Raw genomic sequence first — 14,888 nt, 5'->3', positions numbered from 1 at the left:
GCCAATGACAGCCCCGGTGAAGGAGAACCCGCAACGCATTCCGCCGTACAGGACGGCCGCGTTGGTGTTCCTGATGGTCTTCGCGGTGGTACTGGGTGTCGTCTGGTTGCAGTTTCGGGGCCGGCTCACGCCGACTACACGCTTGACGATGTTGGCTCCACGGGCCGGTTTGGTCATGGATCCGGGGTCGAAGGTCACCTACAACGGCGTGGAAATCGGCCGGGTGGCCAGCATTTCGGAGATCGAGCGTGACGGCACACAGGCGGCCAAGTTCGACTTGAACGTGAATCCGAAGTACATCGAGCTGATCCCGGCCAACGTGGACGCCAATATCAAGGCGACCACGGTGTTCGGCAACAAGTACGTGTCGTTGACATCGCCGAAAACCCCTACACCGCAACGCATCACACCGCAGCACGTGATTGATGCGAGGTCGGTGACAACGGAGTTCAATACCCTCTTCGAGACCCTCACCTCCATCACGGAGAAGCTGGATCCGGTCAAGGTCAACCTGACGCTGGCCGCAGCCGCGCAGGCGTTGACGGGCTTGGGCGACAAGTTCGGGCAATCGATCGTCAACGCCAACGCCATCCTCGACGACATCAATCCGCAGATGCCGCAGATCCGGCATGACATACAAGGGCTGGCGGCCCTGGGCGACGTCTACGCCAAGGCCGCACCCGACCTGTTCGACTCACTCAACAACGCGGTGATCACGGCACGCACGCTGCACCGGCACGAAGCCGATCTGGATGCCGCGTTGTTGGCCGCGGCCGGGTTGGGCAACACCGGCGAAGACATCTTCGCCCGCGGCGGGCCCTACTTTCAGCGCGGAGCCGCCGATCTGGTGCCCACCGCCCAGCTGCTCGACACCTACAGCCCCGAGATCTTCTGCACGATCCGCAATTACTACGACGAAGAACCGGCGGCCTATGCGACGACCGGCGGCGGCAACGGCTACGCGCTGAGAACCATGACCGAGCTGACGTCAGGCTTGGGAGGCATTCTCACGCTCCCGGGATTGGCCGGCACGGCGGCCACCATGGGGCTCCTCGGTCTGGCCGGGCTGGTCGGCGGGGCGCCGAATCCCTTTGTGTATCCGGACAATCTGCCGCGGGTGAACGCACGCGGCGGCCCCGGGGGTGCGCCGGGTTGCTGGCAGGCCGTCACCCATGACCTGTGGCCGGCGCCAAGTCTGGTGGTGGACACCGGCGCCAGCCTCGCGCCCTACAACCACTTAGACACCGGCTCACCGTATGCAATCGAGTACGTGTGGGGCCGTCAAGTCGGGGACAACACGATCAACCCATGAAAATCACCGGCTCCGCTATCAAGCTCGGCATCGTCTCGCTGGTGCTGCTGCTGATCACCGTGTCGATCGTCGTGGTGTTCGCTCAGGTGCGCTTCAACAGCACCAACCACTATCACGCGGAATTCGGGAACGCCACCGGGCTGAAAAACGGCCAGTTCGTCCGCGCCGCTGGAGTGGAGATCGGCAAGGTCAAGGCGGTGCGGCTGATCGAGGGCGGCCAGCGGGTAATGGTGGACTTCGATGTGGACCGCTCGATACCGCTCTACCAGTCGACGACCGCGCAGATCCGTTATCTCAATCTGTTCGCCGACCGCTACTTAGAGCTCAAGCGCGGCGAGGGCGAGGGCGTTGACCGGGTCCTGCCGCCGGGCGGATTCATCCCGCTGTCACGAACCTCGCCGGCGCTGGATCTCGACGCCCTGATCGGTGGTTTCAAGCCATTGTTCCGGGCGCTCGATCCCGACAAGGTCAACACCATCGCGTCGGCCATCATCACCGTGTTTCAGGGCCAGGGCGGCACCATCAACGACATCCTCGACCAGACCGCGCAGGCGACCGCGCATATCGCCGAACGCGACCACGCGATCGGTGAGGTGATCAAGAACTTGAATACCGTGCTGGACACCACCGTTCGGCATCGCAAGGAATTCGACCAGACCGTCGACAACTTCGAGAGATTGATCACCGGGCTGCAACACCACGCCGACCCGCTGGCCGCCGGCACCGCGAACATCAGCAACGCCGCCGGAACGGTGGCCGACCTACTCGCGGACAACCGCGCTCTGCTGCACAAGGCGATCAACTATCTGCAGGCTCTACAGCAGCCGCTCGTCGACCAACGCGATCAGCTCGGCGATCTGATCCACAAGACACCGACCGCGCTCAACCTGATCGGACGCAGCATCGGGCTCTACGGAGACTGGGTGAACTTCTACGTCTGCGACCTCACGATCAAGTGGAACGGACTGCAGGCCGGCGGTCCAGTACGCACGGTTCGGATCTGGCAGCAGCCCACCGGTAGGTGCACGCCGCAATGAGAACGCTGACGGAATTCAACCGCAACCGGGTCGGGCTGATGGGCATCACCGTGCTCGTGCTCGTGGTCGCCGTCGGCCAAAGCTTGACCAGTATCCCGATGATCTTCGCCAGCCCGAGTTACTACGGGCAGTTCACCGACACCGGTCAGCTCAACAAGGGCGATAAGGTGCGCATCTCCGGCGTGAATGTCGGCAAGGTGGAGGCGTTCGCTATCGACGGCGACCACGTCGTGATCAAGTTCAACATCGGTCCCAACACCATCGGCAACGAGAGCCGGCTCGCGATCAAGACCGACACCATCCTGGGTAAGAAGGTGCTCGAGATCGAGCCACGGGGAACCCAGAAGTTGCGGCCCGGGGCCGTGTTGCCACTGGGCCAAAGCACCACGCCCTATCAGCTCTACGAAGCGAACTTCGACATCACCAAGGCCGCCACCGGCTGGAACATCGACACCGTCAAGCAGTCACTGAATGTCCTGTCGCAGACCATCAATCAGACCTACCCGCATTTGAGTGCCACGCTCGACGGGTTGACCAAATTCTCCGACACCATCGGTAAGCGCGACGAAGAGGTCAAGCACTTACTCGCTCAGGCCCACCAAGTGGCCAGTGTGCTCGGTGACCGCAGCGAACAAATCAACCGGTTGCTGGTCAACGCGAAGACGCTGCTGGCGGCGTTCAACGAACGCGCCCGCGCCATCGGCCTCTTGCTGCAGAGCATTTCCGCCTTCTCGGCCGAGGTGCAGGGGTTCATCAACGACAACCCCAACCTCAATCCCGTGCTGGAGCAGTTGCGTGCCATCAGCGATGTGCTGGTGGAACGCAAAGACGACCTGGCTCAAACCCTCACGTATGTAAGCCAATTCGCCGCATCGCTAGGGGAATCGGTGGCGTCGGGACCGTACTTCAAGATCGTCCTGTCCAACCTGCTGCCGTATTGGATCTTGCAGCCGTTCGTCGACGCCGCCTTCAAGAAGCGCGGCATCGACCCGGAGAACTTCTGGCGCAGCGCCGGGCTTCCGGAGTTCCGCTGGCCCGACCCCAACGGCACCCGGTTCCCCAACGGCGCACCGCCGCCCGCACCTCCGGTGCTGGAGGGCACACCAGAGCACCCGGGACCGGCCGTCCCGCCCGGAACGGCGTGTTCATACACCCCACCGCCCGACGCGCTGCCGAGGCCGTGGAACCCGTTGCCGTGCACGGGTGTAGACGTCGGACCGTTCGGTGGCAGTTTCCCGGCACCGATCGATGTAGCCGCGTCGCCGCCGAACCCGAACGGACTGCCACCGTCACCGGGAATCCCGATCGCCGCGCGCCCCGGCGAGGCGCCGCCAGATGTCCCGGGCACACCGGTACCGCTGCCCGTCCAGGCGCCGCCGGGCGCGCGCACCGAGAACCTGCAGCCCGCCGGCCCCACCCCCCCACCGTCGACGCTCGCACCCGGGCTGCCGCCGGGGCCGCCCGCGCCGTCGGGACCCGGGCCGCAGCTGCCCGCCCCGTTCATCAACCCGGGCGGCACGGGAGGCAGCGGCATCACGGGAGGTAGCCAGAATTGAGCAACGTCTTTAACTTCCGCAAACCGCGGCCCCGGACGGTAATCGGCGTGCTGGTGGTACTGCTGGTCCTGGTCGCCGGGTCCCTCGGCTGGCGGCTCTACCAGAAGTTGACTTCCAACACCGTAATCGCTTATTTCCCAACGGCGAACGCGCTTTATTCCGGCGACAAAGTCCAAATCATGGGCGTTCGTGTCGGTTCCGTCGACAAGATCGAACCGGCCGGCGACAAGATGAAGGTGACGTTTCACTACGACAACAAATACAAGGTGCCCGCCAACGCGTCCGCCGTCATCGTGAACCCGACGCTGGTGGCGTCACGAAGCATTCAATTGGAGCCGCCCTACAAAGGTGGTCCCGTCATGGGCGATAACGCCGTGATCCCCATCGAGCGCACGCAGGTCCCCACGGAGTGGGACCAACTGCGCGAAGGCGTCGCCAACGTCATCGCCAAACTTGGCCCGACACCCGAGCAACCCAAAGGTCCGTTCGGTGATGCCATCGAGTCATTCGCGGACGGGCTGGCCGGCAAGGGCAAGCAGATCAACACCACGCTGAACAGCCTGTCGCGGGCGTTGACCGCGCTGAACGAGGGCCGTGGCGACTTCTTCGCGGTGGTGAAGAGCCTGGCCCAGTTCGTCAACGCACTGCACAAAGACGACCAGCAGTTCGTCGCGCTGAACAAGAACCTGGCCCAGTTCACCGGCGAGTTGACCGGATCCGACCACGATCTCGCCAATGCGCTGCAGCAGTTCGACAGCCTGCTCTCCACCCTGCGCCCGTTCTTGACCAAGAACCGCGAGGTGCTCGTCCATGACCTCGACAACCTCGCCACCCTGACCACCACGTTGGTCCAGCCCGACCCACTCAACGGTTTGGAGACCGCCCTGCACGTCCTGCCGACGTTGGAGACGAACCTCAGCCAGATCTACCACCCGTCGCACGGGGCCGTCATGTCGATCCCAGCGATCCCTAACTTCGCCAACCCAATGCAGTTCTTCTGCAGCATGATTCAGGCCGGTAGCCGGCTGGGCTATCAAGAGTCCGCCGAGCTGTGTGCGCAATACCTGGCGCCAGTCCTCGATGCGATCAAGTTCAACTACCTGCCGTTCGGGCTGAACCTGTTCAGCACCGCCGAGGCGCTACCCAAGGAGGTCGCCTACTCCGAGCCGAGGCTGCACCCGCCGAACGGATACAAGGACACCACGGTGCCCGGAATCTGGGTGCCCGACACCCCGTTCTCGCACCGCAACACCCAGCCCGGCTGGGTTGTCGCGCCGGGCATGCAGGGCACACAGGTGGGGCCGATCACGGGCGGCCTGTTGACCCCCGAATCACTGGCCGAATTGATGGGCGGCCCTGACACCGGACCCCCGCCCCCGGGGCTGCAGACCCCGCCCGGGCCGCCGAACGCCTACGACGAGTACCCGGTGGTGCCACCGATCGGCCTGCGGGCCCCGCAGGTACCGATCCCGGCACCGCCGCCCGGACCGGGTGTGATTCCGGGTCCGGTCGCGCCGACGCCGGCGCCCGTGGCCGCGGCGACGGGAGCGGGATCATGAACGCATTGCGCGCCTTGGCTATTCGAGCCCGATACCGGGCGCGGCAGGGATTCGCACTACTGGCTGCTGTCGTGATGCTGACGTCGTGCGCGAAGTGGCATGGAATCGCGAACGTACCGATGCCGGGCGGCCCGGGCTCTGGGCCCGGCAACTACACCGTCTACGTGCAGATGCCCGACACGCTGGCCCTCAACGACAACAGCCGGGTGCGGGTGGCCGATGTCTTTGTCGGCACGGTGCGCGCGATCGAACTGAAGAACTGGGTCGCGACGCTGACGCTACGTCTGGGCAAGAACGTCAAGTTGCCCAGGAACGCGACCGCCAAGATCGGGCAGACCAGCCTGCTGGGTTCGCAGCATGTGGAGCTCGCCGCACCACCCAACCCGTCCCCGGAGCTACTGAGGGACGGCGACACCATCCCGCTCAAGAATGCGTCCACTTACCCCACGACCGAGCAGACGCTCGCGAGTCTCGCCATCGTGCTGCGCGGCGGAGGCATCCCGAACCTCGAAGTGCTGCAGAACGAGGTCTACAACATCGTCAACGGTCGCGCCGAGCAGATCCGTGCCTTTCTCGGCAAGCTGGACACCTTCACCGCCCGGCTCGACGAGCAACGCGCTGACATCACCCGAGCCATCGATTCCACCAACCGGCTGCTGGCGTACGTCGGTCCCCGCTCGGACGTCCTGGATCGGGTCCTCACCGAATTCCCGCCACTGCTCAAACATTTCGCCGACAAACAGAAACTTCTGATCGACGCGGTCGACGCTACCGGGCGGCTCAGCGGAGTTGCCGACCAATACCTGTCGGCCGCGCGGGGCGACCTCCACCAGGACCTGTTGTCGCTGCAGTGCCCGTTGCGGGAACTCGGGCGTGGGTCTCCCTACCTGATTCGCGCACTCAAGCTGATACTCGTGCGGCCGTTCGACATCGACGCCGTGCCCAAGGCGTTCCGCGGCGACTACTTCAACCTGTCGCTGACGCTCGACCTGACGATGAGCGCTGTCGACAACGCGGTCCTCACCGGGACCGGGTTCTCCGGAGCGCTGCGTGCGCTCGAGCAATCGTGGGGCCGCGACCCCGAGACGATGATCCCGGACGTCCGATACACGCCGAACCCCAACGACGCCCCGGGCGGCCCGCTGGTCGAAAGGGCGGATAGGCAATGCTGACCCGCTTCATCAAGCGCCAGCTGGTCATGTTCGGCGTCCTGACTGCAATCACCGCGGTTGCGCTGGGCTGGTATTACTTGCAGATTCCCGCTGCGGCCGGGATCGGGCAGTACATGCTGAAGGCGGACCTGCCCGCGTCGGGCGGCCTGTACAAGACGTCGAACGTGACGTATCGCGGTGAAACCATCGGCACGGTCACCGCTGTCGACCCGACCGCTACGGGCGCGCGGGTGACGATGAGCATCGGCGATCGCTACAGGATCCCGGTTGACGCGTCGGCGAACGTGCATTCGGTGTCGGCGGTCGGTGAGCAGTATCTCGACCTGGTGTCGGTGGGCAACCCGCGCCAATACTTTTCGCCCGGTCAGACCATCACCAAGGGCACCATCCCCACCGACATCGGGCCGGCGATCGATGCCGCCAACCGGGGGCTGGCCGCGCTGCCCAAGGACAAGATCGCCTCGCTGCTCGACGAAACAGCCCAAGCGGTAGGCGGATTGGGCCCCGCGCTGCAACGACTGGTCGACGCGACGCAGGCGATCGCCGGTGACTTCAAGACCAACATCTCCGACATCAACGACATCGTCCAAAACTCCGGGCCCATCATCGACAGCCAGGTCGACTCCGGCGACTCGATCGAACGCTGGTCGCACAACCTGAACATCCTGGCCGCGCAGAGCGCGGAAAACGACCAGCACCTGCAAAGCATCCTGACCCAAGCGGCGCCGACCGCCGATCAGGTCAACGAGGTGTTCAGCGATGTCCGAGAGTCGCTCCCGCAGACACTGGCGAATCTCGAAATCGTGCTCGACATGCTCAAGCGCTACCACAAAGGCGTCGAGCAACTGCTGGTGGCCTATCCGCAGGGCGCTTCGGAGGGCCAGACGGTCACGAGTGCCTTCCCAGGCTACGCATCGCTGGGGACCTCGCTGACGATCAACCAGCCCCCGCCGTGCCTGACCGGGTTTCTCCCGGCATCCCAGTGGCGGTCTCCCGCGGATACCAGCCTGGCGCCGATGCCCTCCGGAACCTATTGCAAGATCCCGCAGGACACCCCTGCCAACGCGGTGCGCGGCGCACGCAACCTTCCGTGTGTCGATGTCCCCGGTAAACGAGCTGCGACGCCCCGAGAGTGCCGCGACCCTAAACCCTATGTTCCGTTGGGAACCAACCCGTGGTACGGCGACCCCAACCAGCTCGTCACCTGCCCGGCGCCGGCGGCGCGATGTGACCAGCCGGTGAAACCTGGGCTGGTGATACCCGCGCCGTCGATCAACAACGGCCTGAACCCGGCGCCCTCCGACAGGGTGGCAGGGACGCCACCCCCGACCAGCGATCCACTGCAGCGGCCGGGATCGGGAACCGTGGAATGCAATGGGCAGCAGCCGAATCCCTGCGTCTACACCCCCGGCGGTCCTCCCCCGGCCGTATACCTCCCCCAGAGCGGCGAACTGGTGGGGCCCGACGGTGTGAAGTACGCGGTCGAAAACTCGAGCAAAACGGGAGACGACGGCTGGAAGGACATGCTGGCGCCGCCGGCCAGCCGATGAAGGGATTGGATTGAAATGCGGGAAGCGATTGGCCTGGGCCAACTTCGGAGTGACGCCTGCACGTATCTCGAACGGGTCGCCGCCGGGGAGACCATCGATGTCGTCCGTCGCGGCAAGCTCGTCGCGCGGATGGTGCCCGTCGGTGACTGGAGGGTGGCTCCCATCCCGGCGCGCTCTGCAAAACTCGCGGCGCGGGATGCCGGTGGGTGGGTCGGTCTGGATGAACTGCGAACCCGCGCCGGGCGCTGCTTCGACCGGGTAGCGGCCGGGGAGACGATCAGCGTCGTTCGCGGCGGCAGATTGTTGGCACAGATCGTGTCCGCCGGTGACACGGAGAGGACCCCGAGCCCGGTCGACGCCTGCGGCGGGGTCGAGCTCGACGAATTGCGAAAGCGTGCGGGGCGCTACTTCGACGAGGTTGCGGCGGGCCAGACGATCGACGTCATCCGGTGCGGCAAGCTGGTTGCCCGCATCGTGTCGGTCGCCTAGGGGCAACAGCCGCTGGTTTTCCAGCGATGTACGGAAGGTTTGCGGGCGCGGCGGTGTTACGGCCCATGTGACCGCAACCGGCTTCCACGAGGGCGAGACCGAAACGCAGCGCCGGGCGGGCGTCGAAGCCGAGGCCGGGCGGCTCGAGGCCATGCTCGACTCATCGGGGCTGTCCCCGGGCGCCGCAAAATTTCTCGCATCACAACGGTTCGCCGCGCTGACAGCGCGCGACCACGCGGGGGTCCTCTGGATCTCGCCGTTGGCCGCACCGCCGGGTTTCCTCCGCGGCCACCATGACATCTTGCGGGTGTCGGCGTTCCCCCGCGGCGGCGATCCCCTGCACGAGATCCCTACTGGCGAACAGGTGGGACTGATCGCCATCGACTTCGCCACCCGCCGCAGGCTGCGGGTCAACGGCGAGCTAGTCAGTGCTGAGGACCCCGGTGGTATGACCATCCGCGTCGATCAGTCATACGGCAACTGCCCCAAGTACATTCATCGCCATACCATCGATGTGGCCACGCTCGCTACGCCTGCTCGAATACCCGCGAGACGCGCGGCCGTTCTGGACGCATCCGACCAAGCGTTGATTGCACGGGCCGACACGTTCTTTCTGGGCACCAGCCATCCCACCCGTGGTCGAGATGCGTCACATCGCGGAGGACCGCCGGGGTTCGTCCGGGTCGACTCCCCGAGCCGACTGTGGTGGCCGGATTTTCCGGGAAACAACATGTTCAACAGTTTTGGCAACCTGGCCGTCGACGACGAGGCCGCTTTGCTGTTCCTCGATTTCACAACCGGCGCCACCCTGCACATAACCGGCACCGCACACGTGGTGTGGACCAAGCCGGGCGAGGCCGGCGATGACGGCGGAGTGGGTCGAAACGTCGCATTCGCCGTCAACGCCGTCGCCCGCTAGCCTTCGAAAAGTCCCCCGTCCGGTAAGGGGAGTTGGCAGATGGCGTGCGCTTCGTCGGCGCTGAGCCCGAACAACCGCAGAACGTGCTCGGTGACGACGTCGGCGGCGCGCGCGTCGTCGCGATCGGGATGGTCACGCAACAAATTTCCGAGGCCCAGCAGCGCACCCCCGGCCATGGCGAGGGCTAACTCGGGGTCCTCGACGTCGAACCGCCCGGCCGCCACGCCGGCTTTGATGTCGCGGAGTGCGCGCGGCGCCAGACCCCGTTCCGACGACAGCAATTCCAGCCCGTTGGCCAACAGAATCCGGCTCTCCTGCGGGTGCCGACGAAACAGCCGGCCAGTCAGCCGGAAACTGGTGGCGAAAGTTTGGGCCGGGTCCTCGATGGCCTCGGTGAGCCGGTCGAGCATCGAGCCGTAGGCGTCGAGTACGTCGGCGACCGCGGCCTCGAACAACTGCTCCTTGCTGTCGAAGTGGTTGTAGAAGGATCCCATCCCGACATCGGCGGCCTGGGTGATTTCCAGGACCGGGACATTGACCTTGCCCTCGGCGATCAGCCGCTGCGCGGCTTTGACCAGCGCAGCCCGGGTACGCCGCTTGCGCCGCTCCAGCCTGGTCGGTTCTGCCATCGTGCTCATTCACAGCAGTATGCATCAGTTATGAGGATTCCGTCAGATCCTTGACTGAACGTTCTCTCGTATGTGACGATTTCGTCAGTTAGTTGGGAGTAGTCATGGATTTGACCGAGAGCGCCCGCCTGAAGGCGCACAGCGAGCAGACCGCGCGGCCCGGCGAGCATCCGGGGCGGTCGCGTAACCCGGTGATCAAAGTCGCCGACATCGCGTGGTTGGAGTTCGAGCGCCCGGACCTGACCCGGGCCGAGGCGTTCGCGCGGGCGTTCGGCTTCCACACGGCACAACACGGCCCGGACGAACTGCAGTTCCGCGGAACGTGGGCGGGAGCGCCGTGCCTCATCTTGCGGCGCGGCCGGCGCAGCCGCTTCGCCGGCGCGGCGTTCCGGGCGCCCGACGAGGCCGACGTGCTCCGGTTGGCGGACTCCGTAGGCGCATCCGTGCGACCGCTGCCGGAAACCATCGGCGGGGTGTCGGTCGAGTTGATCGACCCCAGTGGCATGCCGGTCCGCGTCGTCGCCGGATTGCATGAACTCCCGGAACTGCCGGGCCAACGACCACCCGCCTTCAATTTCGGAAACGAGATGCGGCGCGTGAACACCGGCCAGCGTCCGCCCCGAGAGCCCGCGCGGGTGCAGCGCCTGGGCCACCTGGTGGTGCAGTCGACCAAGTACGTCGAGACGCTGAACTGGTATCTGGACAACCTGGGCATGATCGTCAGCGATTTCCTGTACTTCCCCGGCCAGCGCGACCGGGGCCCAACCATGAGTTTCATCCGGTGCGACCGTGGCTCGACGCCGGCCGACCATCACACCTTGGCGATGGCCCTCGGTCCGGCCAACCGCTACGTCCATTCGGCGTATCAGGTCAGCGATCTCGACGCGCTGGCCGCCGGCGGCGAATACCTTGGTGCGCGCGGCTATTCCCGGTCCTGGGGAATCGGCAGGCACATTCAGGGCAGCCAGATCTTCGACTACTGGCGCGATCCCGATGGCTATCTGTTCGAGCACTTCACCGATGGCGACTTGTTCGACAACACGCTGGACCCGGGTTGGGCGCCCTTCACCGCATCCGGGCTGGCTCAGTGGGGACCACCGGCTAGCAGGGATTTCCTCGGAACCGACGCGAAATCGGCTCGGCGCGAATTGGTTTCGATGGCCACCGCGCTCCGCGCGGACAACGAATTCGATGTCAAACGTCTGGTCGGCCTACTGAAAGTTCCCACCTCATGACCCTTTCCGTGCTGCACACCGCCTCTGAAACCCCCTGGTGGCTCAAGACCGCCAACGGCGCAGTCAGGATCGACACCACGGCCACCAGCACCGCAGCGCTGCTGGCCGACCGGGCCGCCATCGAGAAGGCGGCCAACGGTACCGAGACCGTTGCCGTCGACACCCTCAACTTGATCTCACCGGTGACCCGGCCGTGCCGAGTCATCGCCCAGATGACCAATTACGAATCGCACGTCAGGGACGCGGGCATGGATCCGGCGTCAGTCCCGCTCACGTTCTTCCGCAAGGCATCGGCGTCCATCAACGGGCCTTTCGATGACATCGTCAAACCGCGGCACGTCAGGCTGCTCGACTACGAGGTGGAGATCGGCCTGGTCATCGGTCGTGCGATTGCCATCGGCACCACCATCTCCGAAGACAACCTGGACGATTTCGTCGCCGGGTTGGTCGTCACGAACGACGTCTCCGCGCGGGACATTCAACTCCCGCAAACCCAGTTCTACGAGGCAAAGTCGTATCCGACGTTCACGCCGGTCGGCCCGGAGCTGGTGCTACTCACCGCCAATGAGCTCAAGCGCTTCGGCGATCTGCGCCTGCGCCTGCGTGTCAATGGCCAGGAACGTCAAAACGCGCTCGTCGAGGGCGACATGCTGTACCGGCCACTGGAGGCGCTGCAGTCGCTCACCCAGTTCCAGGAACTCGCCCCGGGCGACCTGGTGCTCACCGGCACCCCGGCCGGCACCGCGCTGAGCGCGCCGCCGAAGCCCGTGCAGCTCATCGGAAACCTGTTGCCGCCCGCCATGAAATGGAAGATGTTCTTCTCGCGCCAGGCCGCCAACCAGAATTACCTGCATGACGGCGACGTCGTCGAGGCGTCGGTGGCCACCGACGACGGGGCCATCGATCTCGGAACGCAGCGCACCGCAATCCGATTCGCGTGAGCACCCCGTCCACTTGCCGGGTCCCCGTCGTCATCGTCGGCGCCGGACCGACCGGCGTCACCGCCGCCACGTTGTTGGCGCAGTACGGTGTTGACTGCCTGGTGCTCGACCGTTGGCCCGGCGTGTACACCCAGCCGCGCGCCGTGCACCTGGACGATGAGATCTATCGCATCATCGCCCGCCTCGGGATCGCCGACGAGTTCGCCGCGATCTCTCGGCCGACGCTGGGCCTGCGGCTGGTAGACAACCGGTTTCGCACGCTGGCCGAGTTCAACCGCGATCCCGCGCGGGATGTGCACGGCTATCCGCCGGCCAACATGTTCGACCAGCCGGAATTGGAGGCCCTGCTGCGGGCCAATCTCGAACGCCACCCCAACGCCCGGCTACGCGGGAACGCCGAAGTCACCGACATCGTGACGGACGGAACACACGTCCGGGTCACCTTCACCGACCGCTCCGACGGCCACGTTCATCAGGTCGACGCCGACTACCTGCTCGGCTGCGACGGCGCCAACAGCGTGGTGCGCGCCCGGATCGGCTCGGCCATGCGGGACCTGAACTTTCAGCAGCGCTGGCTGGTTGTGGACATCGCAAGCGATGCGGATCTGCGCCAGTGGGACGGGGTCCACCAGGTGTGCGACCCGGATCGCGCGGGGACATACATGCGCATCGGGCCGGCCCGATACCGGTGGGAGTTCCAATTGCTGGCCGGCGAAACCGCGAATGACTTCGACAGCCTGGACCGATTGCGGCCGTTGATCGAGCCGTGGACGAGCACCGTATCCATCGGCGAGCTGACGCTGTTGCGGGTCGCCGAGTACACCTTCCGCGCGCAGATCGCCGACCGCTGGCGTCGAGGTAATGTCTTCATCCTCGGCGACGCTGCCCACCTCACTCCCCCATTCATCGGCCAAGGTATGGGAGCGGGACTGCGAGACGCGGCCAACCTCGCGTGGAAGATCGCCGGAGTCCACCACGGCACCCTGGCGCCGGGTGTTCTGGAAACCTATGAGCGGGAACGTAAACCGCATACCCGATCCATGATTCGCCTGGCGCTCAGCGTCGGTTGGGCCATGACCGGCGGCGGCCGCCTGGGCAATGCGGTCCGCCGGGCGGTGTTGCCACGGCTGCGGCTCATCCCCGGCCTGCGAGATAAGGTCGTCGACTCGAGAACCCCTGCGCTGCACCGTTCCGCGTTGGTACGCCGATTCGTGCGACCGCACCGGCTCGCCGGCACGCTCTGCCCGAACCCGGTGCTACGCGACGGTCAACGGTTGGACGACGTACTCGGCGGCGGTTTCGCGTTGATCAGCACCGCCCGCCCCGGTGCGGCCGACGAGGCGGCGCTGCGGCAGCGCCACGTGACCGTGCTGGTCGCCGAGGCCGGCAGCCCGCTGGCGGCATGGCTAGAACGAGGCCGTGCCGCCGCCGCACTGGTGCGACCCGACCGCACCGTGGCGCACGCCGACCGCGACCTTGTCGCCCTTTGTGCCTGGACGGCAACCGTCCTTCGCCCCGCCGCACTTCAGGCGGATGCCCCGGGCCGAGCGACGATCACCGGCGTCCGAACCGAATGCAGGACCGCGTTGCTGACGGATCCCAACAGCACACCGGTCAGGCCACCGCGCCCGTGACTGCCCACGACGAGGAGCTGGGCCGTTTCCGACTTTTCGGCGAGCTGCCTGGCCGGCCCGTCACGTACGACCAGTCGCTGCACCGTCACATCCGGATAGCGTTCCTGCCAACCCGCCAGGTTCTCGGCCAGGCTCCGGTGGGCCTCCGCTTCCAGGGAAGACCAATCCGCTTCCGGGAGTTCGCTTACCGTGATGTCACTCCATGCGTGTAGGGCCGTCAGGCCGACACCACGACGGGAGGCTTCGTCGAAGGCGATTTCGATCGCGAGCTCGGAGGCCGGCGACCCGTCGACCCCCACGACGACGGGAGCGTTGTGCACGTCAGGCATGTCGTCGCCGTGGATGACCGCGACCGGGCAATGGGCGTGCCGCACCACGGTCGCACTGACCGAACCGAGCACGCCCCGGGCCAGCAGCCCTCGTCCCGCCGTGCCCACCACGATCAGCTCTGCCTCGCCGGACATGTTGATCAGGGCCAGTGCCGGGCTGGAGTACACGAGTTCCCGGTGGATGGCGACCTTTCGGTCCGCCGGGAGCACCTCCTCGGCGAGCTTGATCGCGTGCATGATCGCCTTCTTGCCCTCGTCTTCCAGCCGCACCGCTAGAGACTCGGGGTATGGGACCGGCGGCCAGGTGGCGGTCGGGGTCGTCACCGCGTGGACGACGGTCAGCGGAATCTTACGCATCGCCGCTTCGTGGGCGGCCCAGATCGCCGCCGCATTCGATGCCTTCGAGCCGTCCACCGCGACGACGATGCCGCGCTGTTGATCAGGTCCGGACATTTCGCTCTCCCTCCATCACCGGCGACGCTATAAACCCAGGCGGCAGTCGGTCGTGAGGCTTAAGTCCCTAACC

13 protein-coding genes are annotated in these 14,888 nt (G+C 65.8%); 11 read left to right on the top strand and 2 right to left on the bottom strand.

Translation table 11 applies throughout. The features are described 5' to 3' along the window. The first annotated feature begins 4 nt into the window (after positions 1 to 4). The 8 genes from A5750_RS01135 (at position 5) to A5750_RS01100 (ending at position 9,594) form a co-directional block, all read left to right on the top strand. Entirely contained in the window at positions 5 to 1,312 is a 1,308-nt protein-coding gene (locus A5750_RS01135) for an MCE family protein (protein WP_067260736.1), read from the top strand. Next, on the top strand, positions 1,309 to 2,349 hold the full coding sequence (locus tag A5750_RS01130) for a virulence factor Mce family protein (protein ID WP_066948769.1): 1,041 nt from the start codon (positions 1,309 to 1,311) through the stop codon (positions 2,347 to 2,349). Before A5750_RS01135 ends, A5750_RS01130 begins: the two co-directional genes overlap by 4 nt. Then, positions 2,346 to 3,905 carry a virulence factor Mce family protein gene (locus A5750_RS01125; protein ID WP_067260732.1) on the top strand — a complete coding sequence of 520 codons (1,560 nt, stop codon included), beginning with the start codon at positions 2,346 to 2,348 and terminating at the stop codon, positions 3,903 to 3,905. Before A5750_RS01130 ends, A5750_RS01125 begins: the two co-directional genes overlap by 4 nt. Then, the gene (locus A5750_RS01120; RefSeq protein WP_066948776.1) at positions 3,902 to 5,464 is read left to right on the top strand and encodes a virulence factor Mce family protein; all 1,563 of its coding nucleotides are present in this window, start codon (positions 3,902 to 3,904) and stop codon (positions 5,462 to 5,464) included. Before A5750_RS01125 ends, A5750_RS01120 begins: the two co-directional genes overlap by 4 nt. After that, on the top strand, positions 5,461 to 6,636 hold the full coding sequence (locus A5750_RS01115; protein WP_066948780.1) for a virulence factor Mce family protein: 1,176 nt from the start codon (positions 5,461 to 5,463) through the stop codon (positions 6,634 to 6,636). Before A5750_RS01120 ends, A5750_RS01115 begins: the two co-directional genes overlap by 4 nt. Then, positions 6,630 to 8,186 carry an MlaD family protein gene (locus tag A5750_RS01110; protein ID WP_066948784.1) on the top strand — a complete coding sequence of 519 codons (1,557 nt, stop codon included), beginning with the start codon at positions 6,630 to 6,632 and terminating at the stop codon, positions 8,184 to 8,186. The genes A5750_RS01115 and A5750_RS01110 overlap by 7 nt, the downstream gene beginning before the upstream one ends. A 15-nt stretch (positions 8,187 to 8,201) precedes the next feature. Then, complete coding sequence (locus tag A5750_RS01105; protein WP_067260728.1) at positions 8,202 to 8,675, top strand: type II toxin-antitoxin system Phd/YefM family antitoxin; 474 nt, start codon at positions 8,202 to 8,204, stop codon at positions 8,673 to 8,675. A 67-nt stretch (positions 8,676 to 8,742) separates the two neighbouring features. Further along, positions 8,743 to 9,594 (top strand): pyridoxamine 5'-phosphate oxidase family protein, encoded by an 852-nt coding sequence (locus tag A5750_RS01100; protein ID WP_067260725.1) that lies wholly within the window; start codon positions 8,743 to 8,745, stop codon positions 9,592 to 9,594. Here A5750_RS01100 and A5750_RS01095 read toward each other — a convergent pair. Continuing rightward, the gene (locus A5750_RS01095) at positions 9,591 to 10,232 is read right to left on the bottom strand and encodes a TetR/AcrR family transcriptional regulator (protein ID WP_066948796.1); all 642 of its coding nucleotides are present in this window, start codon (positions 10,230 to 10,232) and stop codon (positions 9,591 to 9,593) included. The genes A5750_RS01100 and A5750_RS01095 overlap by 4 nt on opposite strands. A 95-nt stretch (positions 10,233 to 10,327) precedes the next feature. On the opposite strand from A5750_RS01095, the gene A5750_RS01090 reads away from it, so the two are divergent. Genes A5750_RS01090 through A5750_RS01080 form a run of 3 tightly spaced genes read left to right on the top strand, consistent with a single transcriptional unit; the run spans position 10,328 to position 14,033 of the window. Next, a complete protein-coding gene (locus A5750_RS01090; RefSeq protein WP_066948799.1) occupies positions 10,328 to 11,458 on the top strand; it encodes a VOC family protein in 1,131 nt (376 codons plus the stop codon). Next, positions 11,455 to 12,399 (top strand): fumarylacetoacetate hydrolase family protein, encoded by a 945-nt coding sequence (locus A5750_RS01085; RefSeq protein WP_066948802.1) that lies wholly within the window; start codon positions 11,455 to 11,457, stop codon positions 12,397 to 12,399. The genes A5750_RS01090 and A5750_RS01085 overlap by 4 nt, the downstream gene beginning before the upstream one ends. After that, positions 12,396 to 14,033, top strand: coding sequence for a bifunctional 3-(3-hydroxy-phenyl)propionate/3-hydroxycinnamic acid hydroxylase (locus A5750_RS01080; protein WP_231989083.1), 1,638 nt, complete (start codon positions 12,396 to 12,398; stop codon positions 14,031 to 14,033). The genes A5750_RS01085 and A5750_RS01080 overlap by 4 nt, the downstream gene beginning before the upstream one ends. Here the strand turns inward: A5750_RS01080 and A5750_RS01075 are convergent. Then, on the bottom strand, positions 13,925 to 14,815 hold the full coding sequence (locus A5750_RS01075) for a universal stress protein (protein WP_067260722.1): 891 nt from the start codon (positions 14,813 to 14,815) through the stop codon (positions 13,925 to 13,927). The genes A5750_RS01080 and A5750_RS01075 overlap by 109 nt on opposite strands. Positions 14,816 to 14,888: the final 73 nt, after the last annotated feature.

Origin of the sequence: Mycobacterium sp. 852002-51613_SCH5001154 (assembly GCF_001667425.1) — a bacterium.
Taxonomy (GTDB): domain Bacteria; phylum Actinomycetota; class Actinomycetes; order Mycobacteriales; family Mycobacteriaceae; genus Mycobacterium.
Note: the sequence above shows the minus strand (reverse complement) of the source record. Positions and strands in the feature narration are given on the sequence as shown.

Bases quoted from the DNA above. Each gene is read 5' to 3' on its own strand.
- A5750_RS01135 (WP_067260736.1), top strand. From the start codon at position 5: ATGACAGCCCCGGTGAAGGAGAACCCGCAACGCATTCCGCCGTACAGG.
- A5750_RS01130 (WP_066948769.1), top strand. From the start codon at position 1,309: ATGAAAATCACCGGCTCCGCTATCAAGCTCGGCATCGTCTCGCTGGTG.
- A5750_RS01125 (WP_067260732.1), top strand. From the start codon at position 2,346: ATGAGAACGCTGACGGAATTCAACCGCAACCGGGTCGGGCTGATGGGC.
- A5750_RS01115 (WP_066948780.1), top strand. From the start codon at position 5,461: ATGAACGCATTGCGCGCCTTGGCTATTCGAGCCCGATACCGGGCGCGG.
- A5750_RS01110 (WP_066948784.1), top strand. From the start codon at position 6,630: ATGCTGACCCGCTTCATCAAGCGCCAGCTGGTCATGTTCGGCGTCCTG.
- A5750_RS01105 (WP_067260728.1), top strand. From the start codon at position 8,202: ATGCGGGAAGCGATTGGCCTGGGCCAACTTCGGAGTGACGCCTGCACG.
- A5750_RS01095 (WP_066948796.1), bottom strand. From the start codon at position 10,232: ATGAGCACGATGGCAGAACCGACCAGGCTGGAGCGGCGCAAGCGGCGT.
- A5750_RS01090 (WP_066948799.1), top strand. From the start codon at position 10,328: ATGGATTTGACCGAGAGCGCCCGCCTGAAGGCGCACAGCGAGCAGACC.
- A5750_RS01085 (WP_066948802.1), top strand. From the start codon at position 11,455: ATGACCCTTTCCGTGCTGCACACCGCCTCTGAAACCCCCTGGTGGCTC.
- A5750_RS01075 (WP_067260722.1), bottom strand. From the start codon at position 14,815: ATGTCCGGACCTGATCAACAGCGCGGCATCGTCGTCGCGGTGGACGGC.